Origin of the sequence: Streptomyces venezuelae (assembly GCF_008642375.1) — a bacterium.
Lineage (GTDB): Bacteria > Actinomycetota > Actinomycetes > Streptomycetales > Streptomycetaceae > Streptomyces > Streptomyces venezuelae_G.
Genome location: NZ_CP029194.1, coordinates 4,625,181 through 4,645,832, shown reverse-complemented (window position 1 = coordinate 4,645,832; position 20,652 = coordinate 4,625,181). Strand labels below are relative to the sequence as shown.

At 71.3% G+C, this 20,652-nt stretch carries 23 protein-coding genes; 6 read left to right on the top strand and 17 right to left on the bottom strand.

The genetic code is table 11. The features are described from left to right. Positions 1–38: 38 nt before the first annotated feature. The 10 genes from DEJ46_RS21345 to DEJ46_RS21300 form a co-directional block, all read right to left on the bottom strand. Positions 39–1,388 carry a hypothetical protein gene (locus DEJ46_RS21345; protein WP_190622792.1) on the bottom strand — a complete coding sequence of 450 codons (1,350 nt, stop codon included), beginning with the start codon at positions 1,386–1,388 and terminating at the stop codon, positions 39–41. After that, complete coding sequence (locus DEJ46_RS21340; protein ID WP_150268723.1) at positions 1,385–2,113, bottom strand: SigE family RNA polymerase sigma factor; 729 nt, start codon at positions 2,111–2,113, stop codon at positions 1,385–1,387. The genes DEJ46_RS21345 and DEJ46_RS21340 overlap by 4 nt, the downstream gene beginning before the upstream one ends. Positions 2,114–2,377: 264 nt before the next feature. Beyond that, on the bottom strand, positions 2,378–3,445 hold the full coding sequence (locus DEJ46_RS21335) for an aspartate-semialdehyde dehydrogenase (RefSeq protein WP_150268722.1): 1,068 nt from the start codon (positions 3,443–3,445) through the stop codon (positions 2,378–2,380). Further along, a complete protein-coding gene (locus DEJ46_RS21330) occupies positions 3,442–4,713 on the bottom strand; it encodes an aspartate kinase (RefSeq protein ID WP_150268720.1) in 1,272 nt (423 codons plus the stop codon). Before DEJ46_RS21330 ends, DEJ46_RS21335 begins: the two co-directional genes overlap by 4 nt. Before the next feature lie 115 nt (positions 4,714–4,828). After that, on the bottom strand, positions 4,829–6,721 hold the full coding sequence (locus DEJ46_RS21325; RefSeq protein ID WP_150268718.1) for a tetratricopeptide repeat protein: 1,893 nt from the start codon (positions 6,719–6,721) through the stop codon (positions 4,829–4,831). Further along, entirely contained in the window at positions 6,718–7,167 is a 450-nt protein-coding gene (locus DEJ46_RS21320) for a hypothetical protein (RefSeq protein ID WP_223834880.1), read from the bottom strand. Before DEJ46_RS21320 ends, DEJ46_RS21325 begins: the two co-directional genes overlap by 4 nt. Positions 7,168–7,205: 38 nt before the next feature. Beyond that, the gene (locus DEJ46_RS21315) at positions 7,206–9,194 is read right to left on the bottom strand and encodes a tetratricopeptide repeat protein (RefSeq protein WP_150268717.1); all 1,989 of its coding nucleotides are present in this window, start codon (positions 9,192–9,194) and stop codon (positions 7,206–7,208) included. 36 nt (positions 9,195–9,230) lie between these two features. Continuing rightward, complete coding sequence (locus DEJ46_RS21310) at positions 9,231–9,890, bottom strand: DUF5063 domain-containing protein (protein ID WP_150268715.1); 660 nt, start codon at positions 9,888–9,890, stop codon at positions 9,231–9,233. 44 nt (positions 9,891–9,934) lie between these two features. Next, positions 9,935–10,534, bottom strand: a complete 600-nt coding sequence (gene recR / locus DEJ46_RS21305; RefSeq protein WP_017240166.1) for a recombination mediator RecR — start codon at positions 10,532–10,534, stop codon at positions 9,935–9,937. 91 nt (positions 10,535–10,625) lie between these two features. Then, positions 10,626–10,961, bottom strand: a complete 336-nt coding sequence (locus DEJ46_RS21300) for a YbaB/EbfC family nucleoid-associated protein (RefSeq protein ID WP_150268713.1) — start codon at positions 10,959–10,961, stop codon at positions 10,626–10,628. 252 nt (positions 10,962–11,213) lie between these two features. Here DEJ46_RS21300 and DEJ46_RS21295 point away from each other — a divergent pair, with 252 nt between their 5' ends. Then, positions 11,214–11,957 (top strand): SLATT domain-containing protein, encoded by a 744-nt coding sequence (locus tag DEJ46_RS21295; protein ID WP_150268711.1) that lies wholly within the window; start codon positions 11,214–11,216, stop codon positions 11,955–11,957. A gap of 105 nt (positions 11,958–12,062) precedes the next feature. On the opposite strand, the gene DEJ46_RS21290 is transcribed toward DEJ46_RS21295, so the two are convergent. The 3 genes from DEJ46_RS21290 to DEJ46_RS21280 all read right to left on the bottom strand — a co-directional run bounded on the left by DEJ46_RS21290 (position 12,063) and on the right by DEJ46_RS21280 (position 14,995). Continuing rightward, complete coding sequence (locus DEJ46_RS21290) at positions 12,063–12,713, bottom strand: hypothetical protein (RefSeq protein ID WP_150268709.1); 651 nt, start codon at positions 12,711–12,713, stop codon at positions 12,063–12,065. A 125-nt stretch (positions 12,714–12,838) separates the two neighbouring features. Continuing rightward, on the bottom strand, positions 12,839–13,546 hold the full coding sequence (locus DEJ46_RS21285) for a GntR family transcriptional regulator (protein WP_150268707.1): 708 nt from the start codon (positions 13,544–13,546) through the stop codon (positions 12,839–12,841). A gap of 84 nt (positions 13,547–13,630) precedes the next feature. Further along, positions 13,631–14,995 (bottom strand): aspartate aminotransferase family protein, encoded by a 1,365-nt coding sequence (locus DEJ46_RS21280; protein ID WP_150268705.1) that lies wholly within the window; start codon positions 14,993–14,995, stop codon positions 13,631–13,633. 166 nt (positions 14,996–15,161) lie between these two features. Between DEJ46_RS21280 and DEJ46_RS21275 the strand changes: the two genes are divergently transcribed. Further along, a complete protein-coding gene (locus tag DEJ46_RS21275) occupies positions 15,162–15,767 on the top strand; it encodes a DJ-1/PfpI family protein (RefSeq protein WP_150268702.1) in 606 nt (201 codons plus the stop codon). Beyond that, on the top strand, positions 15,764–16,222 hold the full coding sequence (locus DEJ46_RS21270; RefSeq protein WP_150268700.1) for a MarR family winged helix-turn-helix transcriptional regulator: 459 nt from the start codon (positions 15,764–15,766) through the stop codon (positions 16,220–16,222). Before DEJ46_RS21275 ends, DEJ46_RS21270 begins: the two co-directional genes overlap by 4 nt. Here DEJ46_RS21270 and DEJ46_RS21265 read toward each other — a convergent pair. The 3 genes from DEJ46_RS21265 to DEJ46_RS21255 form a co-directional block, all read right to left on the bottom strand. After that, positions 16,213–16,464, bottom strand: coding sequence for a hypothetical protein (locus DEJ46_RS21265; RefSeq protein WP_150268698.1), 252 nt, complete (start codon positions 16,462–16,464; stop codon positions 16,213–16,215). The genes DEJ46_RS21270 and DEJ46_RS21265 overlap by 10 nt on opposite strands. Further along, positions 16,461–16,817: a hypothetical protein gene (locus DEJ46_RS21260; protein ID WP_190622790.1), complete on the bottom strand. Its 357-nt coding sequence runs from the start codon at positions 16,815–16,817 to the stop codon at positions 16,461–16,463. Before DEJ46_RS21260 ends, DEJ46_RS21265 begins: the two co-directional genes overlap by 4 nt. A gap of 140 nt (positions 16,818–16,957) precedes the next feature. After that, positions 16,958–17,377 (bottom strand): hypothetical protein, encoded by a 420-nt coding sequence (locus DEJ46_RS21255; RefSeq protein WP_150268694.1) that lies wholly within the window; start codon positions 17,375–17,377, stop codon positions 16,958–16,960. A gap of 156 nt (positions 17,378–17,533) precedes the next feature. Between DEJ46_RS21255 and DEJ46_RS21250 the strand changes: the two genes are divergently transcribed. The 3 genes from DEJ46_RS21250 (at position 17,534) to DEJ46_RS21240 (ending at position 19,555) form a co-directional block, all read left to right on the top strand. Next, on the top strand, positions 17,534–18,370 hold the full coding sequence (locus tag DEJ46_RS21250) for a helix-turn-helix transcriptional regulator (RefSeq protein WP_150268692.1): 837 nt from the start codon (positions 17,534–17,536) through the stop codon (positions 18,368–18,370). Further along, positions 18,367–18,603 (top strand): DUF397 domain-containing protein, encoded by a 237-nt coding sequence (locus DEJ46_RS21245; protein ID WP_150268690.1) that lies wholly within the window; start codon positions 18,367–18,369, stop codon positions 18,601–18,603. Before DEJ46_RS21250 ends, DEJ46_RS21245 begins: the two co-directional genes overlap by 4 nt. Positions 18,604–18,721: 118 nt before the next feature. Next, on the top strand, positions 18,722–19,555 hold the full coding sequence (locus DEJ46_RS21240) for an NAD(P)H-binding protein (protein ID WP_150268688.1): 834 nt from the start codon (positions 18,722–18,724) through the stop codon (positions 19,553–19,555). A 69-nt stretch (positions 19,556–19,624) separates the two neighbouring features. Here the strand turns inward: DEJ46_RS21240 and DEJ46_RS21235 are convergent, their stop codons facing one another. After that, positions 19,625–20,539, bottom strand: a complete 915-nt coding sequence (locus tag DEJ46_RS21235; protein WP_411757770.1) for a glycoside hydrolase family 19 protein — start codon at positions 20,537–20,539, stop codon at positions 19,625–19,627. Positions 20,540–20,652 lie beyond the last annotated feature (113 nt).

Here is a 20,652-nt window from a genome sequence, read left to right as displayed (position 1 = left end):
CTTTCCCGTACTTCCGTAATCCTTGGGGCCGGCTCCGCTCAGGGGCCGGCGAGGATGCCGGTGCGGTAGATCGTGCCCGCGCAGGCGTTCGGGACGGTCGCCACGGCGACGGGGCCGCCCGGCTCCGCCGTGTGGCTGACCGAGACGCTGCCTTCCGCCGGCCCGTCCGCCCGGAGCATCTGCGGCGCGGCGCCGCCCTCCGCTTCCGTACCGGTTCCGGTGTCCGTGCCGCCCGTCCCCCCACCGGGGTCCTGGGTGGCCGGTTCCGTCGTCGGGGGCGTCGTCGTCGGCGGAGGGGTCGTCGGCGGGACCGTCGGCGGCGGCTCGGTCGGGGTCGGCTGGGTCGTCGGCGCCGTCGGGGTCGGCTCCGCCGTCGGGGTGCCCCCGGTCGTCGGGCAGGTCTCGCTCGGCAGCCAGGCGAACCGCACCTCGTAGGAGCCGCTGGGCTTCAGGAGGAGCACGGTGGCCTCCTGCGCGGGATCGGGCAGCCCGCTGCCGTCCCCGGCGGTGTGCCGGACGACCGAGATCCGGCCCGGGTCGGCGGCGCCCCTGGCCTCGAAGCTGACGATGCCGCTGCCGTCGACGACGCAGCTCTCCCCGGAGACGTTGGCGACGCGGAACGTGCCGTACACGCTCCCCGACCCGTCGGGGCCGCTCGTCTGGGTCGAGCTGACTCCGAGCTGACCGGGCTCGCACTTCGGCGAGTCGCCGGGCACCGGGTTCAGCGTGGCCTGCGGTCCCGTGGTGCCCGTGCCGCTCGCGGTCTGCTGCGGCTTGCCCGTGGCCCCGTCGACCGCGCCCTGGCTGGGGGACACATGGGACGCCGGGGACTGGGAGGTCTTCCCGCCCTCGATGCCCGTCTCGGCTCCGGTGCCGCCCTGGGCGTCCTGGCCGTGGCCCGCGTTCACGGGGTTGGCGGCGGTGATCCCGCCCGAGCTCGCGACGTGGACGAAGGCCGGCACGGCCGTCCCGATGAGGACGGCGGCAGCGGCGGCGCCGACGACGGCCTGCCGCTTGCGGGCGCGCCGCGCGGGCACGGCACGGCGCAGGTGGTCAAGCGAGCCGGCGGTGGGCTCCAGGCCCGCGACCGCGCCGTGGAGCAGCCGCCGCAGCGCGAGCTCGTCACCGAGGTCGCCGTCGGCATCCGCGCCCGCCCGTGGGCCGGACTCCGCGCCGGACTGCGCGTCGGAGTTCGCGCCGGACTGCGCGCCGGACTCAGCATCGGGCTCCGAATCAGGCTCGGGATCGGGCTCGATGTTCAGCATCCGTCGTCCACTCAGATCGTCACGTTCATCACGGGCGTCGCGGGCATCGCGCTCGGCACGGGCATCGCGCTCGGCGTCGCGGGCATCGCGCTCGGCACCGGGCTCGTCCTTCTCGTGGCTCATGCGTTCGCCTCCATCGCGACGCGCAGCGCCGCGATGCCCCGCGAACCGTACGCCTTCACCGATCCCAGCGATATCCCGAGCGTCTCGGCGACCTGGGCCTCCGTCATGTCGGCGAAGTAGCGCAGCACGAGCACCTCGCGCTGCCGCCGCTGCAGGCCCTTCATCGCCTTGATGAGGTCGTCCCGCTCCAGCTGGTCGTACGCCCCCTCCTCCGCGCTGGCCATGTCCGGCATCGGCTTGGACAGCAGCTTGAGGCCGAGGATGCGGCGGCGCAGCGCGGACCGGGAGAGGTTCACGACGGTCTGGCGCAGATAGGCGAGCGTCTTCTCGGGCTCGCGGACGCGCTTGCGGGCCGAGTGGACGCGGATGAACGCCTCCTGGACGACGTCCTCGCAGGAGGCCGTGTCGTCGAGGAGGAGCGCCGCGAGGCCGAGCAGCGACCGGTAGTGGGCACGGTAGGTCTCGGTCAGGTGGTCGACGGTGGTGCCGGCGGCCATGTCCCCTTCAGCGCTCGTGCGGGGAGACGGGATGCCGTCCACCGCTCTCATGCGGGATCCCGTGGGCACGGGGGCGATCACCGGCATCCCGCCGAGCCCGCGCGGACGTCCGAACGGACGGACCGCGGAGCCGCGTACGGGGATGACGGCGGCGCTCCGCACGGGGAGCACCGCTGTGCCCGCGCCGCGCAGCGGAGCGATGGTCGCGATGTCGAGTACCTCTGCCACGCCTGTTGGACACGCCTCCCCCCGCCAGGGTTGTACGCGTTCGCCACCGAAATCGACGGTGACCCGTTTGTCCTCATGCGTAACCGTTCTCCCCCGATGCCCCGCTTTCGCAGCGTGCTCCGCGCCACACGATGGTGAGTGAACGCAGAGACGCGCCCCGCCCAACTCGTGGTTGCAACGCGGGGGAAGAGCATCGTCGAACACGGAATCACCGCAGTTCAAGAGATATCTGACGCCTTTTTGCTCACAGCGCCTTCACAGATCCTACAAATCCGTGACAACCGATTCCGCGATCTGCAGTGCGTTGAGCGCGGCGCCCTTGCGGAGGTTGTCGGCGCAGACGAAGAAGTCGAGGGCGCGCTCGTCGTCCATCGACCGCCGCACCCGCCCGACCCACGCGGGATCGGTGCCGACGACGTCGGCCGGGGTGGGGAAGCCGCCCGCCGCGGGATCGTCGTACAGCACGACCCCCGGCGAGGTCGCCAGGACCTCGTGCGCGCGCCCGACCGTGACGGGGTGTTCGAAACGCGCGTGGACGGAGACGGAGTGGCCGCTCACGACGGGGACGCGCAGACAGGTCGCGGCGATCCGCAGCCCCGGCAGCCCGAGGATCCTGCGGGTCTCGTCCCGGACGCGCTCCTCCTCCGAGGAGGCGCCGTCCTCGCCGGCCGTGCCGGACCAGGGCAGGACGTTGAGCGCGAGAGGCCCGGGGAACGGTCCGGCGTTCTCGCCGACGGCCCGGCGGACGTCGCCGGGCTGCGTACCGAGCTCGCCGCCGCCGGCCACCAGGCCGATCTGCGCGCGGAGCGCGTCGACGCCCGCCTGCCCGGCACCGGCGCCGCTCGCCGCCTGCTGGGCGGTGACGACCAGCTCGGCGACCCCGAACTCGGCGTGCAGGGCGCCCACGGCGGCGATCAGCGCGAGCGTGGTGCAGCCGGGGCTCGCGACGATGCCCCGGGGGCGCACACGCGCCGCGTGCGCGTTGACCTCGGGGACGACGAGCGGCACGTCCGGGTCGCCCCGGAAGGCCGCGGAGGTGTCCACGACGACCGCTCCCTTGGCGACGGCGACGGGCGCCCACCGGGCGGCCACCTCCTCGGGCACGAGGAAGAGCGCCAGGTCGACGCCGTCCAGCGACTCCTCGGAGTCCTCGTCGAGCGCGAGGACCTCGCACTCCACCCCGCGGACGGCGGCCTTGGAGCCGGCCGCCCCCGGGGTGTCGAGCAGGCGAATCTCGCCCCAGACGTCCGCGTGGTGCGTGAGCATCTGGAGCATCACCGAGCCGACGGCTCCGGTCGCACCGACGACCGCGAGCGTCGGCTTCGGCGTCATCGGCCGGTGCCTCCATAGACGACGGCCTCGTCCGAGTCGCTGTCCAGACCGAAGGCGGTGTGGACGGCGCGCACGGCCTCGTTGACGTCGTCGGCGCGGGTGACGACCGAGATGCGGATCTCGGAGGTCGAGATGAGCTCGATGTTCACGCCCGCGTCGGAGAGCGCCTTGAAGAAGTCCGCGGTGACGCCCGGGTTCGTCTTCATACCGGCGCCGACCAGGGAGATCTTGCCGATCTGGTCGTCGTAGCGGAGCGAGTCGAAGCCGATCGCGCTCTTCGCCTTCTCCAGCTCTTCGAGAGCCTTGCGGCCCTCGGCCTTGGGGAGGGTGAAGGAGATGTCCGTGAGGCCGGTGGAAGCGGCGGACACGTTCTGCACGATCATGTCGATGTTGATCTCGGCGTCCGCGACGGCGCGGAAGATGGCCGCGGCCTCACCCGGCTTGTCCGGCACGCCGACAACGGTGATCTTCGCCTCGGAGGTGTCGTGGGCGACACCCGAGATGATGGCCTGCTCCACCTTCTGGGCTCCTTGCGGTTCGTTGCTGACCCACGTGCCCTGCAGTCCCGAGAAGGACGAGCGGACGTGGATCGGGATGTTGTAGCGGCGCGCGTACTCGACGCACCGGTGCAGCAGCACCTTGGAGCCGGAGGCGGCGAGCTCCAGCATGTCCTCGAAGGAGATCCAGTCGATCTTCTTCGCCTTCTTCACGACGCGCGGGTCGGCCGTGAAGACACCGTCGACGTCGGTGTAGATCTCGCAGACCTCGGCGTCGAGCGCGGCGGCGAGCGCCACGGCGGTCGTGTCGGAACCGCCACGACCCAGGGTCGTGATGTCCTTCTTGTCCTGGGACACACCCTGGAAGCCGGCGACGATGGCGATGTTGCCCTCGTCGAGGGCGGTACGGATCCGGCCCGGCGTGACATCGATGATGCGCGCTTTGTTGTGGACCGAGTCGGTGATGACACCTGCCTGGCTGCCCGTGAACGACTGGGCCTCGTGGCCCAGGTTTTTGATCGCCATGGCCAGCAGGGCCATGGAGATCCGCTCTCCGGCGGTCAGCAGCATGTCGAACTCTCGCCCGGCAGGGATCGGGGATACCTGCTCGGCGAGATCGATCAGCTCGTCCGTCGTGTCGCCCATCGCGGAAACCACGACGACGACCTGATGGCCGTCCTTCTTGGTGTCCACGATCCGCTTGGCGACGCGCTTGATGCCTTCGGCATCGGCAACGGAGGAGCCTCCGTACTTCTGCACGACAAGGCCCACGTGCGCTCCTCGCTCAGTGTGTGCCGCAGCCGGCGCTGCGATCGGCTCAGTCTAACGAGGGACATGGAAACGCCGGGGGGATATCACATCGTGAGATGGGGTGCTCAGTGGGTGATCACGGGGAGAGCTTTGTGAGGACCGCCGTCACGTGAACCGTGATCGGGTGGCCCTCGCCGAGAACCCGTACACAGTCGGGCAGCAGGCCGCGGAAATCGGCCAGGGCCTGGTTCGTCGCCCCGGCACGCCCGCGCAGGTCGGCCAGGTAGACCCGCGCCTCCAGGGCGTCCACACTGCCCCCGCCGAGGAGGGCTGACAGCCCTGCCGCCGCGCGCGAGCACAACGCGATGGCCTCGGAGAGCCGGTCCGCAACCCCATAGATACTGGAGAGGTCGGCCAACGCCCCCAAGGTCTCCCGGCTGTCCGCGCCCGCGATACGCGTCAGGTCCGCCACCACACCCTCCAGTAGCGCGATCGCCTCGTCGACCCGCCCGGCCCTCCTGCAGGCCAGCGCGAGGCCCCTCCGAGCCAGGATCGTGGATTTGTCATCGTCCCCGAGCGCCTCGGTCATGTCACGCACCACCGCGGCCGCCTGCTCGACCGCCCCATCCGAGCCTCTCACCATGCCGAGAAGCATGGCGCGCACCCCGAGGGTGTACGGATGCCCCGGCCCGTAATACCGCTCGGCGCCTGACAACACCCGCTCGGTCACGCCGACCCCAGCCTCTGGCAACCCACTGATCGCGACATACGCGCCGACCGAGACCAACGCCCTGACCCACCGCTCGCTGTCCTCCGCCGGATCGGCGTACCGCAGATACGCCTCGATGTGCGGCATCAGCCCACGCCACGTCTCCCAGTGGGCCGGATCTGCGGCGCCTCCGGGCGGCATGGCCTCCACGAGCGCCGCCTCCGCAGCCCCCCGCGCCCCCTCGATCAGGTCCGGCTCCCGATGCGGATCCTCCGGATCCGCCCTCCGCACGGCCGCCTGCACCAGCCGGTGCACCGAGACCGACCCGTCCTCGTGGAGCGTGACCATGCTGTGCGCGGCCAGCTCCCCGAGGGCCTGGCGCATCCCGGGCAGCGGTGGCAGCAGCAGCGGCGGAATCAGGTCCGGCCCGAACCAGGCGAGCAGCCTCAAAACAGCTCCCGCGTACGGGTCGGAGGCGGCGAGCCGGTCGAGCGTGACGCGCAGCGTCCGGGCGACGGCGTCCTCGGCGTTCCCCGGCCAGCCGCTGCGGCCCAGCTCCGTCAGGTACGCGAGCGGGGGCGTGGCCGTGCGGCCGCAGTACGCGGCGGCGATCTCGACGGCCAGCGGCAGCTGCCCGAGTGCGGCGCACAGCACATCGGCACCGGTCGTGTCGCGGGGTCCTGAGTGGGTGGCGACCCGGGTGAACATCTCGACGGCGTCGGCGGCCGGCAGGACGGGCAGCGTGAGCACCCGACCGATCCCGTACCAGGCGTCCGTCGTCCGGCTCGTCACGACGATCCTCCCCCGGCCGCCGGTCCGGGCCAACAGGCCCTCCACATCAGCCGGATCGGTGACGTTGTCGAGGACGACCAGCCAGCCGTCGTGCGCCGACAGCCACTGCAACGCCCGCTCACGCAGGGCCTCCTGCGGGAGTACGTCGATCAGCGCGGGCTGCATCGCGACGGCGAGGGCCGCGAGGCCGGCGTCCACGTCGGCCCGGCTCTCGGCGGTGATCCACCAGACCGGGTCGCGGTGCGCCGCCTGCCGGAGGGCCCAGCGGGCGGCGAGCGAGGACTTGCCCACCCCGCCGAGGCCGCAGATCACGACGGTCTCGGCCTCCCGGTCGAGCAGCTCGCCCTCCTGGCCGCGCCCCACGAAGTGGGCGGCCTTGCGGGGCACGCTGACGAGTCCGGGCGGGCAGACCACCGGCCCGAGGGCCTCCGGCGGCAGCGCGGTCACCCGGTCTCCGGTGTGCACCCACCCGACGTCCCCGCCGGCCGCGACGGACCGGTCCCCCGAGGCGGATGTGCCCCCGCTCACGCGTCGCCCGTGGACACCGTCCCGATGTCCCCACCCGCCGCGACGGACCGGTCACCGGAGGCGGTGACGGAACCGGGAGCGGGGCGCGCGGGGGCGGATGCGGGTGCGGGTGCCGCGGGGGCGGGTGCCGGGCTCGTGCCGGTGCCGATCGCCACGGACCCGATGTTCCCGCCTGCGGCGACGGATCCGGTGCCCGAGGCGGTCACGACCGGGGCGGGCACGGGAGGAGCCGGAGCGGGTACGGGTGTCGCACCTCTCCCGAACTGGCCCCAGAGGGTGAGCCCGACGCCGACGACCGCCAGGACGGCGCCGACGACGCTCGCGAGCTGATCGGCCTTCCCCAGGTCGACGACCGCGACGGCGACCAGCGCGCCGATCCCGACGACACCGACGCCGGCACCGCTCCACAGCAATGCATTTGACCGTCCCTGCGTCTGCGCTGCCATGTGTCCATGATGCAGCGCTGAACACGCGTCGCGAGGGCTTATGCCTGCATCTTCCGGATCGCCTGCGTCAGTTCCGACTCCCCGAGCACGCTCAGGCAGTCCTCCAACAACACGGCCCCGAGGGCACGGGCACGTTCTGTCTGCCCGGTCTGTTCGAGAAACGAGACGGTGAACAGGCGCGACGCGAGAGTGCGCGGGTCCCTGGCGCCGTAGCGGCGCAGGACGTCCTCGGCGGCTTCCTCCGCGAGAACGAATGCACGCTCCCTCTCTCCGGCGTGCACGAGTGCCAGGATCAGGTCACGCTTGATTTCGTCGCACAGGATGGGATCCTCCGGCACCGCGCGCGCGGCATCGGCTACGAGCTCCTCCAGCGCCGCCACCGAGCCGTTCGTACCGGAACGGGCTCTGAAGAGCTCATACCGGGTCCCGATCGTCTGCGGATGCGTCGCCCCCAGGACACGGTGGCAGTGCGCGGCGTTCTCCTGAAGCAGCTCATTCGCCCTCTCCGGTTCACTACTCCGCAGCACCCGGGCAAGGTGTTTACCCGCCTCCAGCGTCCGTGGATCGTCAGGGCCGAACACCCGCAGCCAGTCGCCGAGGCCGTCCGTCAGCAAGTCGACGGCGCGCCCCTCGTCCACGATGGACACGGTCAGGGCGAGGGTCTGCGCCGCACTGAGTGTGTACAGGTGATCCGGTCCGTGGACCTTGCGGAAAGAGCGCAACGCCCGCTCGCCGAGCGGCAGGGCCCGTCGCACAGCCGTGTTCATGCCGAGAAATCCTCCGGCCATCTGGAACAGCTCGGCCGCCGTCCCCGTGTCATCCGCCGGATCCGTGCATCCGGCCAGTGCCTCCACGTTCACCACGACGCGCTGGTCCGGGTCGAGCTCCGGGCGGGAGATGGCCATGTGCAGCAAGTGCGTGGCGACCTGGCGTGCCAACCCCGTCATCTCCGACGGATCCGCTCTGACCACTGCCTGCACCAGCCGATGGACGGTCAGCTCCCCGCCCTGAAGCGTGATCATGCTGTGGGCGGCCAAGCGCCGCACGGCCTCCGTGACCTGCGGTGGTGTCCCCAAGGGCTCCAGGAGCGACCGCGGAATCCCTTCGGGCGCCCACCAGGCGATGATCCGGAGCACCATGACGGCTCGTGGGGTGTCCGAGAGCCGGTCCAGCGTCACCTGCCAGACCCGCGCCAGCGTCCGGGCCGCCTCGCCGCCCTCCGCCGTCGCCGCGAACATCTCGCCCGGGTACTTCGCCAGCAGCCCCAGGTACGTACGCGGGGTGATGCCGGCCTCCGCGCAGTAGGCGGCGGCCTGCTTCAGCGCGAGAGGCAGATAGCCCAACTCCTCGCAGAGCGGGTCCAGTCCGTCGCCGGACGCGCACACCCCCGCGAAGAGCTCCGCCGCCTCCCCCGGCCCCAGGACGTCCAGGACCACCGTCCGCGCGATGTCCTGCCAGCCGCTCGCCCGCCGTGAGGTGACGACGATCCGGCCGTTCCCCACGCGCGCCAGCAACGGGCGGAGATCGGCGGGGGCGGAGACGTTGTCCAGGACGAGGAGCCAGTCGTCGTGGGTGGCCAGCCACTGCAACGCCCGTTCGCGCAGGGCGTCTTCGGGCAGGACGCCCACGACCTCCGGCTGCATGGCCCGTGCCAGGTCGGCGAGGCCCGCGTCGAGTTCGGCGGGCGTCTCGGCCGTGATCCACCAGACGACGGTGTGGTCGGCCACCCGGTCCGCCGCCCAGCGCGCCGCCAGCGTCGACTTCCCGATGCCGCCGAGCCCGCAGAGGACCTGGACGCCCACACCCTCGTCCAGCAGGGCCAGTTCACGGGCACGGCCCACGAACAGCTGCGTGCGCTCGGGGAGATGGACCAGTCCGGCCGGGGAGAGCGTGAGGGCCTCAGGTGGCAGCAGCGTCGCGTTCTGCACCTGGGTGACGAAGTCGCCCGTATTGACGCTTCCGATCGTCCCGCCCGCCGCGACGGACCGGTCGCCGGACGCTTCGGCACTGCCCACTCCCCCAGTCATCGGCCCATGATGACAGGGGGCAGCGGGAGCGGTCCGCTACTTCTTGGCCCGCAGGCCCAGCGGCGCCGCGATCTCCTCCAGCATCACGCGGCCCGCCTCCTCCGCGAGGTCGTCCTCCGTCAGGTCCTCGTCCGTGTCGAGGCCGTCCAGCTCGGCCAGGGGCTGGTCGAGGCGGACGTGCGCGACCAGGGACTGGAGCGCGCGGAGGGTCGCCGAGGCCGTGGGGCCCCAGTTGGAGAAGTAGGAGAACTGCCACCACCACAGCGCCTCGCTGGTGCGGCCCGCGCGGTAGTGGGCGAGGCCGTGCCGGAGGTCGGTGACGATGTCGGCGATGTTGTCGGAGATCCGCGCCGGCACCGGGGCCTTGCGCGGCTCGTACGGGTCGAAGACCTCGGAGAAGACGTCGACCGGGTCCAGCATGGCCGCGAACCGCTCGCGGAGGTCGTCCACGTCCGGCTCCGGACCCGTGTCCGGCTCGTACCGCTCGTCGGGGACGATGTCCTCGTGCGCGCCGAGCCGCCCGCCGGCGAGCAGCAGCTGCGAGATCTCCAGGAGCATGAACGGGACCGCGCTGTCGGGCTCGTCGCCCTTCGCGACCTCGGTGGTCGCGACGATGAAGCTCTCGATCGAGTCGGCGATCTGGACCGCGAAGTCGTCGGGGTCCTGCGTGACGGAGTGAAGCGTGGCGTCAGACATCGAGAAGCCTTCCTCGGGGCGCACCTGCGTGGGCTCGGTCCTCGTCATACATCTAGCAGTCGCCGCCCCTCGAAGGCACGGCCGAGGGTCACCTCGTCGGCGTACTCCAGGTCGCCGCCGACCGGGAGCCCGCTCGCGAGACGGGTCACCTTCAGCCCCATGGGCTTGATCATCCGCGCCAGGTACGTCGCGGTGGCCTCGCCCTCCAGGTTCGGGTCGGTGGCGAGGATCAGCTCGGTGACCGCGCCGTCCGCGAGCCGTGCGAGGAGCTCCCGGATGCGCAGGTCGTCCGGGCCGACGCCCTCGATCGGGCTGATCGCGCCGCCGAGGACGTGGTACCGCCCCCGGAACTCGCGCGTCCGCTCGATCGCCACGACGTCCTTCGGCTCCTCGACCACGCAGATGACCGTCAGGTCGCGCCGCGGGTCCCGGCAGATGTTGCACTGCTCCTGCTGTGCCACGTTGCCGCAGACCGCGCAGAACCTGACCTTCTCCTTGACCTCCAGGAGCGCGTGCGCCAGCCGCCGGACATCCGTGGGCTCCGCCTGGAGGATGTGGAAGGCGATCCGCTGCGCGCTCTTGGGACCGACGCCGGGCAGCCTGCCCAGTTCGTCGATGAGGTCCTGAACCACGCCTTCGTACAACGGAACGCCCTTCTCGGGGGTGCTTGATTCTTACGGTAGTGGCTGGAAGTGCACCTTTGAAGGTGTACGGGGATACGGGTGGGGACGCGGGTCAGAAGCCCAGGCCCGGCATGCCGCCCATGCCCTGTGCCAGCGGGCCCAGCTTCGCCTGCTGGAGCTGCGCCGCGTTCTCGTTCGCCGCGTGCACGGCGGCCACGATCAGGTCGGCCAGCGTCTCCGTGTCCTCCGGGTCGACCGCCTTGGGGTCGATCACCAGGGCGCGCAGCTCGCCGGAGCCGGTGACGGTCGCCTTGACCAGGCCACCGCCCGCCTGCCCGTCCACCTCGGTCGCGGCCAGTTCCGCCTGCGCGCGCGCGAGGTCCTGCTGCATCTTCTGGGCCTGCTGGAGAAGCTGCTGCATATTGGGCTGGCCACCACCGGGAATCACGGGCACTCCTGAGGTTCGTTACGTCCGAATGTCGGGTACGCCCGAGCCTACGTGTTCGCCGCCCGGCCTGCCTCCATCACTCTTTCGAGTGAGAAACTGCGGGCTTCTCTACCTGATCAACACCCTCTTGCGGGCGGAAATCCCGGGATTCCGGGCCCATCGCCCACCATTCGGCGGTAGGAAGGGCAGGCACCACGTGCACCGCACGTCACAGAAGGACACGCGCGCTGAGCTGAACAGAGGAGTCCCCCGGTGAGCCAGCAGCCGGACATGCAGCCACCGGGTCAGTCCGGGGAGAACGGGGAAGTCACCGAGCGGCCGGACCGCGATCTCACCGGCACGCCCTTCCCGCTGGGCGACTGGGGCGAGCCCGCCGAGCGGCTCGACGAGCTCTACCGCTGGGTCGAGTCCAATGCCCTGCGCACGGCGGAGTGGTATCTCTCCGACCGCGTCTGGAAGCGCCGCGGCGCCCGGATCCTGCGGCTCGGCACCGCCGCCGGCGTGATCGCGGGCGCCGCGCTGCCGCTGCTCGACCTGACCGGGGCGGCCGAGGGCGCGGCCGGCTGGGGCTATCTGTCGCTGCTGATCGGCGCGGCCTGCCTGGCCTGCGACCGGTACTTCGGCCTGACGTCCGGCTGGATAAGGGACGTGGCGACGGCACAGGCCGTGCAGCGCCGTCTCCAGGCCCTGCAGTTCGACTGGGCCTCGGAGAGCGTCCGCGAGGTCCTGGGCCCCACGGAGGGCACGGCGAGCGAGGCGGCCGAGCGATGTCTCGGCGTGCTGCGCCGCTTCTCGGAGGACGTGACGGAGCTGGTCCGGGCGGAGACGGCGGACTGGATGGTCGAGTTCCGCTCGGGCCCGGCGCCGCTGATGCTGCAGTCGGTGGGCGTGGTGCCCCCGCGCCAGGAGAGCTTCTCCCACCCGTCGAGCCGCTTCCCGCTGCCGCCCGGCACCCGGCCGAACATGCCGCGCCAGCGGCCCCCGGAGGCCCGCTGAGCCTCCGGGGGGACCTCGGGGAGGCCTTCGGGGGCCCAGGGGGTCAGGGGCCGCCAGGGCCCCCTGGAGGACCCCCGGCAGGCCCGCAGAGGGGCCTCGCGATCCTCAGCTCAGGATGATCATCGATCCCTGGGCGAGGCTCCTGGTCGCCGCCGCGTGCAGCCCCAGCCACACATGACGCTCCCGCGCGAAGGGACTGTCGTCGTACGGAAACGGGCCGGCCGGTTCCTCCAGGGAGGTCGGCCGCTCCGGCGGCACCGGAAGCGCCGGCGGGTTCATCGGGTCGATGCCGATCGAGGGCGCCACGAACTCGAGCTCGCGCAGCAGCCCGTACGAGGAGCCGAGCGGGCCGCCGCCTTCCAGGAGCTCGTCGCTGGAGAGCGGCGCCGGGAAGTCGACGGGCACGTACGAGCCGGCGTGGTCGTAGTGCCAGACGAGGTGCGACTGCTGGGCCGTCGCCTCGAACATCTCCAGGAGCTGTTCGTAGTCCCCGCCGAGCTCGCCGACCGGCTCGACCGGCAGCCCGCACACCTGGAGCAGGTACGCGCGGCGCAGGAAGTGCAGGGCCTCGTAGTCGAAGCCCGCGATCGGGGCGACGTCACCGGAGAGCCCCGGCATGTAGGCGTAGACGGGCACGGTGGGCAGGCCGGACGCGCTCAGCACGGCGTCGTAGGCCGCTATCTCTTCGGCGAAGGGGTTGTCGGGGCTGTGGCACAGCAGGTCGACCAGGGGGACCAGCCACAGGTCACAGGCCAAGGGAGGCTCGCTCTCCGTCGGTTGCAGGGACGGCCAGGGTAGTCGGCGGCGCCGACGACGCCCACCCGCTCAGGAACTGCCCCCGGATCAGCCGCCTCAACCCGGCCGCCACCCGGTGGTTGCCCTCAGCGCGCGCGGTTCTCCAGGCGGTCAGCCCAGTCAAGGGAGTGCGTGTTGTAGTCCCGTACGACCGCGACGGCCCCCTCGGCGTCGCCGCGCGTGATGGCGTCCACCAGGTCGACGTGGCCGCTCCACAGCCAGCCGTTCATGTCCCGCTCGGAGCGCAGGTAGGGCACGGAGAAGACCCAGGCCTGGACGCGGAGCCGGTGCAGGAACTCGGCGATGTAGTCGTTGGCGGCGACCAGGCGGGCCAGCTCGCGCCAGTAGCGGATGTCGTAGCCGATGAGGACGTCCAGGTCGCCGGCACGGGCGGCGCGGGCCGCGGCCTCACCCCTGCGGCGTACGGAGACGAGCGCGACCCCGACCCCGAGGTCGGGTTCCGTGGTCGCGGAGCGGGGCGGCACCATGGCGGCGTCGCGGCGGAAGATGCCGTCGACGACGAGCATCCGGGCCTCGACCATCCGCCGGTAGTCGTCGACCGAGTACTGGTGGACGCGGAAGCCGCGGTGCTGGTCGGAGTCGAGGAGCCCCTGTGCGCAGAGGTCGACGAGGGCTTCGCGCACGGGCGTCGCGGACACCCCGTACTGCTCGGCGATCTGCTTGACCGTGAACTCCTGGCCCGGCTGGAGACGGCCGGCGAGCACCTCGTCACGCAGCGCGTCCGCGATCTGCTGTCGCAAGGTGTTGCGGGTGACAGCTCCGCTCGCGGGCATGTGGTCGGCCCCCTCCGTCCGGCTTCGGACACCCTAGTCCAAACGGAGGGAACCTCCCCGAATCACCTGTACGCGACGATTCGATTACGCGGTGTACTCGTCGGCCACCGACAGCGCGGCGTCCAGGGCCGCCAGGCCCTCCTTGACCTCGGCCTCGGAGGCGTTGCAGGCGGGCACGGCGTGCGTGCGGTTCATGTTGATGAAGGGCCACAGGCCGTTCTTCTTCGCGGCGGCGCCCAGGGCGGCCATCGGCGCGGCGGCCTCGCCGGCGGCGTTGTACGGGACGAGCGGCTCGCGCGTCTCGCGGTTCTTCACCAGCTCCAGCGCCCAGAAGACGCCCAGGCCGCGGACCTCGCCGACGGACGGGTGGCGCTCGGCGAGCTCGCGCAGGCCGGGGCCGAGGACGTTCTCGCCGAGGTGGGCGGCGTGCTCGACGACCTTCTCGTCCTCCATCACCTGGATGGTGGCGACGGCGGCGGCGCAGGCCAGCGGGTGACCGGAGTACGTCAGGCCGCCGGGGTAGGGCCGCTTGTCGAAGGTCGCGGCGATCTCGGCGTTGATGGCGACGCCGCCGAGGGGCACGTAACCGGAGTTCACGCCCTTCGCGAAGGTCATCAGGTCGGGCACGACGTCGAAGTGCTCGGCGGCGAACCACTTGCCCGTGCGGCCGAAGCCGGCCATGACCTCGTCGAGGACGAAGACGATGCCGTACTTGTCGCAGATCTCGCGGACGCCGGCGAGGTAGCCGGGCGGCGGGGTCATGATGCCGGCGGTGCCGGGCACGGTCTCCAGGATGATCGCGGCGATCGTCGCCGGACCCTCGAAGGCGATCGTGTCCTCCAGGTGCGCGAGGGCGCGCTCGCACTCCTGCTGCTCGGTCTCGGAGTAGAACGGCGAGCGGTAGAGGAAGGGCGCCCAGAAGCGCACGACGCCGGCGGAACCGGTGTCGGAGGCCCAGCGGCGCGGGTCGCCGGTGAGGTTGATCGCGGTGGAGGTGGCGCCGTGGTACGAGCGGAAGGCGGAGAGCACCTTGTGGCGGCCCGTGTGCAGACGGGCCATCCGGACGGCGTTCTCGACGGCCTCGGCGCCGCCGTTGGTGAAGAAGATCTTGTCCAGGTCGCCCGGGGTGCGCTCGGCGATGAGGCGTGCGGCCTCGGAGCGGACGTCCACGGCGAAGGCGGGCGCGAAGGTCGCGAGCTTTCCGGCCTGCTCCTGGATCGCGGCGACGACCTTGGGGTGCTGGTAGCCGATGTTCGTGTAGACGAGACCGCTGGTGAAGTCGAGGTAGCGGTTTCCGTCGTAGTCCCAGAAGTACGAACCCTCGGCGCCGGCGACGGCGAGCGGGTCGATCAGACCCTGGGCGGACCAGGAGTGGAAGACGTGCGCGCGGTCGGCGGCCTTGACGGCCGCGCCGGCCTGGGGATCGGGTGCGGCGACATGAGGGGTCATGCGGTCGAGGGTAAGGAATCGCAGGTGGGGCGGGCCATGGCCATCTTGTCCACCGAGACCGGGCCCGACGCGACACCTTGCTCCGTCCCGATTCGCACGCGGGCGGAACCTCGGAGGAAGCCACATTCCCATTGACAGCAAGCTGTCATCATGACAGTCTTCTGTCATGGGAACCGAGAGCGACACCAAGACCGTCCACCTCGCCGTCTACGACACCCTCGCCGACTGGGAGACGGGCCACGCCACGGCCTGGCTCGCCCGGGCCGGATACACCGTCCGGACCGTCGGCCCGGTCGCCGGAGAGCCCGTCACGACGATCGCCGGCATCCGGATCGTCCCCGACCTCGCGCTCGACGACCTCCGCCCCGAGGACAGCGCCCTGTTGATCCTTCCGGGCGCCGAGAAGTACGACGAGGGCGACGAGCTCGCCCCCTTCACGGCCAAGGCCAGGACCTTCCTCGACGCCGGCGTGCCGGTCGCCGCGATCTGCGGCGCCACGGCGGGCCTGGCGAAGGAGGGCCTGCTCGACGACCGCCCGCACACCAGCGCCGTCTCCTTCTACCTCGCCGCCACCGGCTACAAGGGCGGTGAGCACTACGTCGACGCGGACGCGGTGACGGCCGGGGACCTGATCACCGCGGGCCCGACGGAGCCGGTCGCGTTCGCGCGGGAGATCTTCGCCCGGCTGGGCGCGTACGAGGGCAAGCGGGACGCCTGGTTCCGCCTCTTCCACGACTCGGACCCGGCGGCCTTCGTCGAGCTGAACTCATGAGCCGCAGGGAACAGCAGGACGCCCTGTCCCGTACGGCCCTGGGCGTCTTCCGCCTCAACGGCCAGTTCCTCGCCGTCTCGGAGAAGCTGGCCGAACCGGCAGGCCTGACCGCCGCCTGGTGGCAGGTCCTCGGCGCCGTCCTTCCCGAACCGCTGCCGGTCTCCGGGATCGCCCGCCTCATGGGCATCACCCGGCAGAGCGTCCAGCGGATCGCGGACCTGCTCGTCCGGGAGGGCCTCGCGGCCTACGAGCCGAACCCGGCCCACCGCCGCGCCAAGCTCCTCACGCCCACGGCGGCGGGCCGGGCGGCGATCGACCGCATCGGCCCGGGCCACGCGGAGCTGGCCGCCCTGCTCGCACGGGAGCTGGGCGGCCAGGAGGCCTTCGACGAGACGGTACGGGTGCTGGAGCGGCTGTCGACGGCACTGGAGGCCGTCGAGACGGATCACCAGTAGGTGACCTGCCGCAGGTATGCGCACTCGTGCCGGGGCAGAACGAGGTAGCTGAACATGCCGCCGGGAACGAACGCGTCGTTGCCCTTCGGGCCGTCGCCCTGGTACGCCGAGCCGTCCAGGTAGAAGGCCTCGGCGGCCCGCACCAGCTCGTCGGCCCGCTTCTCCACCTCGGCGACGAACGCGGGTGGCGCGCCCCCGACGACATACTCCTCGTCCGGGTCGTACTCCCAGCGCCAGCTCACTCGGAGACCGCCCGCGTGGCCTCGTCCTCGACCGCACGCAGCTCGTCCATCGCCGCGCGGAAGGCCGGGTCGGCCTTGTCGCCGGTGTGGTGGAGCACGTCCAGCGCGGAACGGCGACGCGTGGAGAGGTCGTACCGCCGCTCGACCTCCACCTCACGGGCCCAGACGCTCAGCCAACCGTGCAGGGGCCCGAGCGTGTCGTGCTCGGCGGCCAGGGAGAAGGCCTCGTTCTTCTGCTGCTCCATCTCCGCCAGCCGATGAGGGGCGATGCGGGCGAGCGCGACACGCAGCGCGTCGGGGGTGCGCTGAGGACGCGGGATCAGCTCTCCGCCGCGCTCGGGCTCTGTGCTCACGGTGTCCTCCCAGGGGTCCCTCGCCAGCCTAGGGGGTCCAGCGGATCAGGGTCGGGAGATCGTGCCGGATGATCTCGGCCTCGCACGTTCCGCAACGGGACGGGCTACGTATACCGCGGCCTCGCGCCGAGAATGAAATTTCACCGGTACGGGTCGGCGAAGAGCTCGGTGACGGCGCTCCGCAGGAGCAGCGGGTGCACGAAGCGGTCCGGCCCCGACGGCTGACACCGCCACGACAGCGGCCAGGTTCGCCCCGTCAGCGCCGGCACCGGTACGTAACTCACATGGGCGGGACCGGCGTTGAAGCGGGCCACCCCGCGCGGCCACGACCGGTGCGCCGTCGACCCCGGCGGCACGAGGAAGTAGACCGCGCGCCGCGCGTTCGCCTCGATGACGACCGGACCGGGGTCGCCCCCGGTGAGCACCTCTATCCAGTCGGCGAGCCGTCGCCCTTCCTCGCCGTCGACTCGAACGGCGTCGAATTGCACTCCCGCCTTGCGGAGTCGGAATCCGGAGCTGGGAATCCAATCCGCGTCTACTTCCCGGTTCTCTGCATTCACGAGGACATGTTCCCGCGCCGGCGCTAGCGTTTTCCACGACTGCGGAGGGCGCGTCGGCAACCCCTTGACCTGCACCAACGCACCTTGTGGGCAGTCGAATTCGGCGGGGAGCAGTTGAGACCGGTTGAGACCGGTTGAGTCCGGATGGGGATCGCGATGGCGCGAGAAGAGACCAAGGAATCCGTGGGACCCGCGGCGAGGATGGCCGCGACGGTGGCGAAGAGAATGCGGGTGAAGAAGGGCCTGACACAGGAGCAGTTGGGCTCGCAGATGGGCTACACGGGCGCGGCGATCAGCGCGATGGAGCGGCAGCTCCACTCGGTGAGCGACGAGATGCTCGTCCTGATCGAGCGCGAACTGGGCAGCGGGACGGGCATCTTCGAGGAGATGCGGGAGCTCGTACGGCTGGAGAAGCTGCCGGAGCAGTTCCGCGGATACGCCCCGATCGAGCAGAAGGCGGTGGCGCTGTGGCTGTACGCGAACCACGTCGTCCATGGGCTGTTCCAGACGGAGGCGTACGCGCGGGCGCTGATCGCGGGCGGCCACCCGGAGCCGACGGCGGAACGGACCGAGGAGCTGGTCGTCGGAAGAATGGCGCGGAAGGCGCTCTTCGACCGGAAGCAGGTGTGCGAGATCGAGCTCGTACTCGACGAGTCTGTCCTGCGGAGGCCGATCGGGAGCGAGGAGATCATGCGGGAGCAGCTGGCGTACTTGGCCGAGTGCGCCCGGAGGAGGAACGTGAACCTTCAGGTGCTGCCGCTGGATGCGGGGTTGGGGGGTGAGTACGCGGGCGACCGGGGGATGATGAACATCGTCGAGACCGCGTCCCACGACCGCGTGACCTTCCTGGAGATCCAGGGCGAGAGCCTGCTGATCACCGACCGGGCGAAGGTCAGTACGCACATCCAGCGGTATGCGAAGATCCGGGCACACGCCCTGGATCCGCGCAGGTCGCTGGGGCTCATCGAGGAGTTGGCGGGAGCACGGAGATGAACGACACCCTGCACTGGTTCAAGTCCAGCTACAGCGACAGTGGTGGCGGGGACTGCGTCGAGGTCGCCTTCGACTGGCACAGGTCCTCCTACAGCGACGGCGGTGGCGGCAACTGCGTAGAGGTGGCCAGCTGCGCCCACGCCGTCCACCTCCGGGACTCCAAGGTCCCCGCCGGGCCCACGTTCGTCGTGGAGCCCGCCGCCTGGACCGCGTTCCTGGCCTGGCAGGACTGACTGTCCTGCGCTGTCCGGTCGGCCGTCCCCCGCGGGCGGCCGATCAGACCTTGACCTGAAGTTCGCTTGAGGTTCTAACGTGTTGCCCACTCGATCATCTGACGACGGGAAACACGCCATGATCCTCGTGACCGGAGCCACCGGAAACATAGGCCGTGCCCTGCTGCAGGAACTGCACGCGCACGGGGCCGGGCCCCTGCGAGGACTCACCCGTGACGCCTCACGGGCCGTCTTCCCCGAAGGAGTCGAGGCCGTCGAGGGCGACTTCGCGGAGACCGCGTCGCTGAAGCCCGCGCTGGAGGGGGTCCGCTCCCTGTTCCTCGTGTCGCGGCTGGGCTCGGACGCCGAGATCCTCGAAGCCGCCCGGCAGGCGGGCGTGGAGCACGTCGTCCTGGTGTCGTCCATCACCGTCCAGACCCACCCGCACCTCGGCCCCGCCGCCGAGAACCTGGCGGTGGAGGAGCTGCTCAAGGCGAGCGGCATGGCCTGGACGATCCTGCGGCCGACGCAGTTCGCCTCGAACTCCCTGATGTGGGCCGCGTCCGTCCGCGGCCGCGAGACCGTCCACGCTCCGTACGCCGAGACCGCGCTGCCGACCATCCACCCCGCCGACATCGCCGCGGTGGCGCGCGTGGCCCTGACCGAGCCCGGTCACCAGGGACGCACGTACGCGCTGACCGGTCCTGAGCCGGTGACCGCCCGGCAGCAGGTCGAGGCCGTCGCCGCGGTGCTGGGGCGGGAGGTTCCCTTCGCCGAGATCAGCCGCGAGCAGGCTCACGCGCAGATGGCCGCGGCCTTCGGGCCCGAGGCCGCGGACGCGGTGCTCGACGTCACCGGCGGGGACGTGAACCACGAGCTCCTGATGGTGCGCGACACGGTTGCGCAGGTCACCGGAGTGCCGGCCCGCCCGTTCCGGCAGTGGGCAGCGGAGAACGCCGACGCCTTCCGCTGAATCGGCCGGGGCCGGATGCGCCTCGCCCCGCACCGGGATCCACACGGTGCGGGGCGAGGCGCGGAGCGGTCAGCAGTACAGGTTCGCACCGGCGGGGACGCCCAGGATCTGGGTGAACTGCTGGTACTTGGTGACCCGGCTCTGCACCTGGGCCGGGTTGCCGCCGTTGCACTCCAGGCTGCCGTTGATCGCCCAGATGGTCTGGCCGAAGCCGGCGCCGTTGACCATCGCGTTGTGGGCGGTCATCGTGCCCGGGCCGTTCTGGGTGTTCCAGTACCAGAGGCCCGTCATCATGGCGACGGCCGGATCCTGCTCGACCCGCCAGGGGTTGTTGAGCAGGTCGATGCCGAGGGCGTCACCGGCCGCCTTGTAGTTGAAGTTCCAGGAGAGCTGGATCGGGCCGCGGCCGTAGTACGCCGCCTGGCCGGCGGGGCAGCCGTAGGGCTGGTTCCGGTCGCAGTAGTGCGGGTAGTTGGCGGTGTTCTGCTCGACGATGTGGACGAGGCCGCCCGTCTCGTGGGAGACGTTCGCGAGGAAGGCCGCGGCCTCCTGCCTCTTCACCGTGTCGCTGCCGGTGTTGGCGAAGCCGGGGTACGACTTGAGGGCCGCGGTGAGGCCCGCGTACGTGTAGAAGGGGTTCCTGTTCGGGAACATCTGGTTGAACTGGGCCTCGGAGACGACGAATCCGGAGCTCGGCGGCGGCGTGGTGGGCGGGGTGGTGGGTCCGCTGCCGCAGGCGCCCTGGTCGGCCCAGACGCCCCACTCACCGGTCGTACCGGGGGTCTCGTTCTGGGTCCACCACTTGGCCTGCCAGTTGTGGCCGTTGTGCGAGGCCGTCATCCCGCCCGTGTAGACGCTGGAGGAGTTCCAGGCGGCCGCGCAGGCGGCTGCCGCTCCTGCCGAGGCGGCGGGGAGGAGGAGGACGGCGAGTCCGACGGCCGTACAGAGCGCGGCCAGCGAGGTGACCAACTTACGCAGCAGCATGCGTGCTTCCTTCCGGGTGGGGCCGGGTCGGGGAAGCACAGCGAAGCGCTATTGGTCTGGACCTGTCAAGGTCTAGACCAGAACTTGTGACAGTTGGGGTTCCGGTTGCATAC

Coding starts and splice junctions, on each gene's coding strand:
- DEJ46_RS21345 (WP_190622792.1), bottom strand. CDS start 1,388: ATGAGCCACGAGAAGGACGAGCCCGGTGCCGAGCGCGATGCCCGCGAC.
- DEJ46_RS21335 (WP_150268722.1), bottom strand. CDS start 3,445: ATGACGCCGAAGCCGACGCTCGCGGTCGTCGGTGCGACCGGAGCCGTC.
- DEJ46_RS21320 (WP_223834880.1), bottom strand. CDS start 7,167: ATGGCAGCGCAGACGCAGGGACGGTCAAATGCATTGCTGTGGAGCGGT.
- DEJ46_RS21315 (WP_150268717.1), bottom strand. CDS start 9,194: ATGACTGGGGGAGTGGGCAGTGCCGAAGCGTCCGGCGACCGGTCCGTC.
- DEJ46_RS21310 (WP_150268715.1), bottom strand. CDS start 9,890: ATGTCTGACGCCACGCTTCACTCCGTCACGCAGGACCCCGACGACTTC.
- DEJ46_RS21285 (WP_150268707.1), bottom strand. CDS start 13,546: ATGCCCGCGAGCGGAGCTGTCACCCGCAACACCTTGCGACAGCAGATC.
- DEJ46_RS21280 (WP_150268705.1), bottom strand. CDS start 14,995: ATGACCCCTCATGTCGCCGCACCCGATCCCCAGGCCGGCGCGGCCGTC.
- DEJ46_RS21275 (WP_150268702.1), top strand. CDS start 15,162: ATGGGAACCGAGAGCGACACCAAGACCGTCCACCTCGCCGTCTACGAC.
- DEJ46_RS21270 (WP_150268700.1), top strand. CDS start 15,764: ATGAGCCGCAGGGAACAGCAGGACGCCCTGTCCCGTACGGCCCTGGGC.
- DEJ46_RS21250 (WP_150268692.1), top strand. CDS start 17,534: ATGGCGCGAGAAGAGACCAAGGAATCCGTGGGACCCGCGGCGAGGATG.
- DEJ46_RS21245 (WP_150268690.1), top strand. CDS start 18,367: ATGAACGACACCCTGCACTGGTTCAAGTCCAGCTACAGCGACAGTGGT.
- DEJ46_RS21240 (WP_150268688.1), top strand. CDS start 18,722: ATGATCCTCGTGACCGGAGCCACCGGAAACATAGGCCGTGCCCTGCTG.
- DEJ46_RS21235 (WP_411757770.1), bottom strand. CDS start 20,539: ATGCTGCTGCGTAAGTTGGTCACCTCGCTGGCCGCGCTCTGTACGGCC.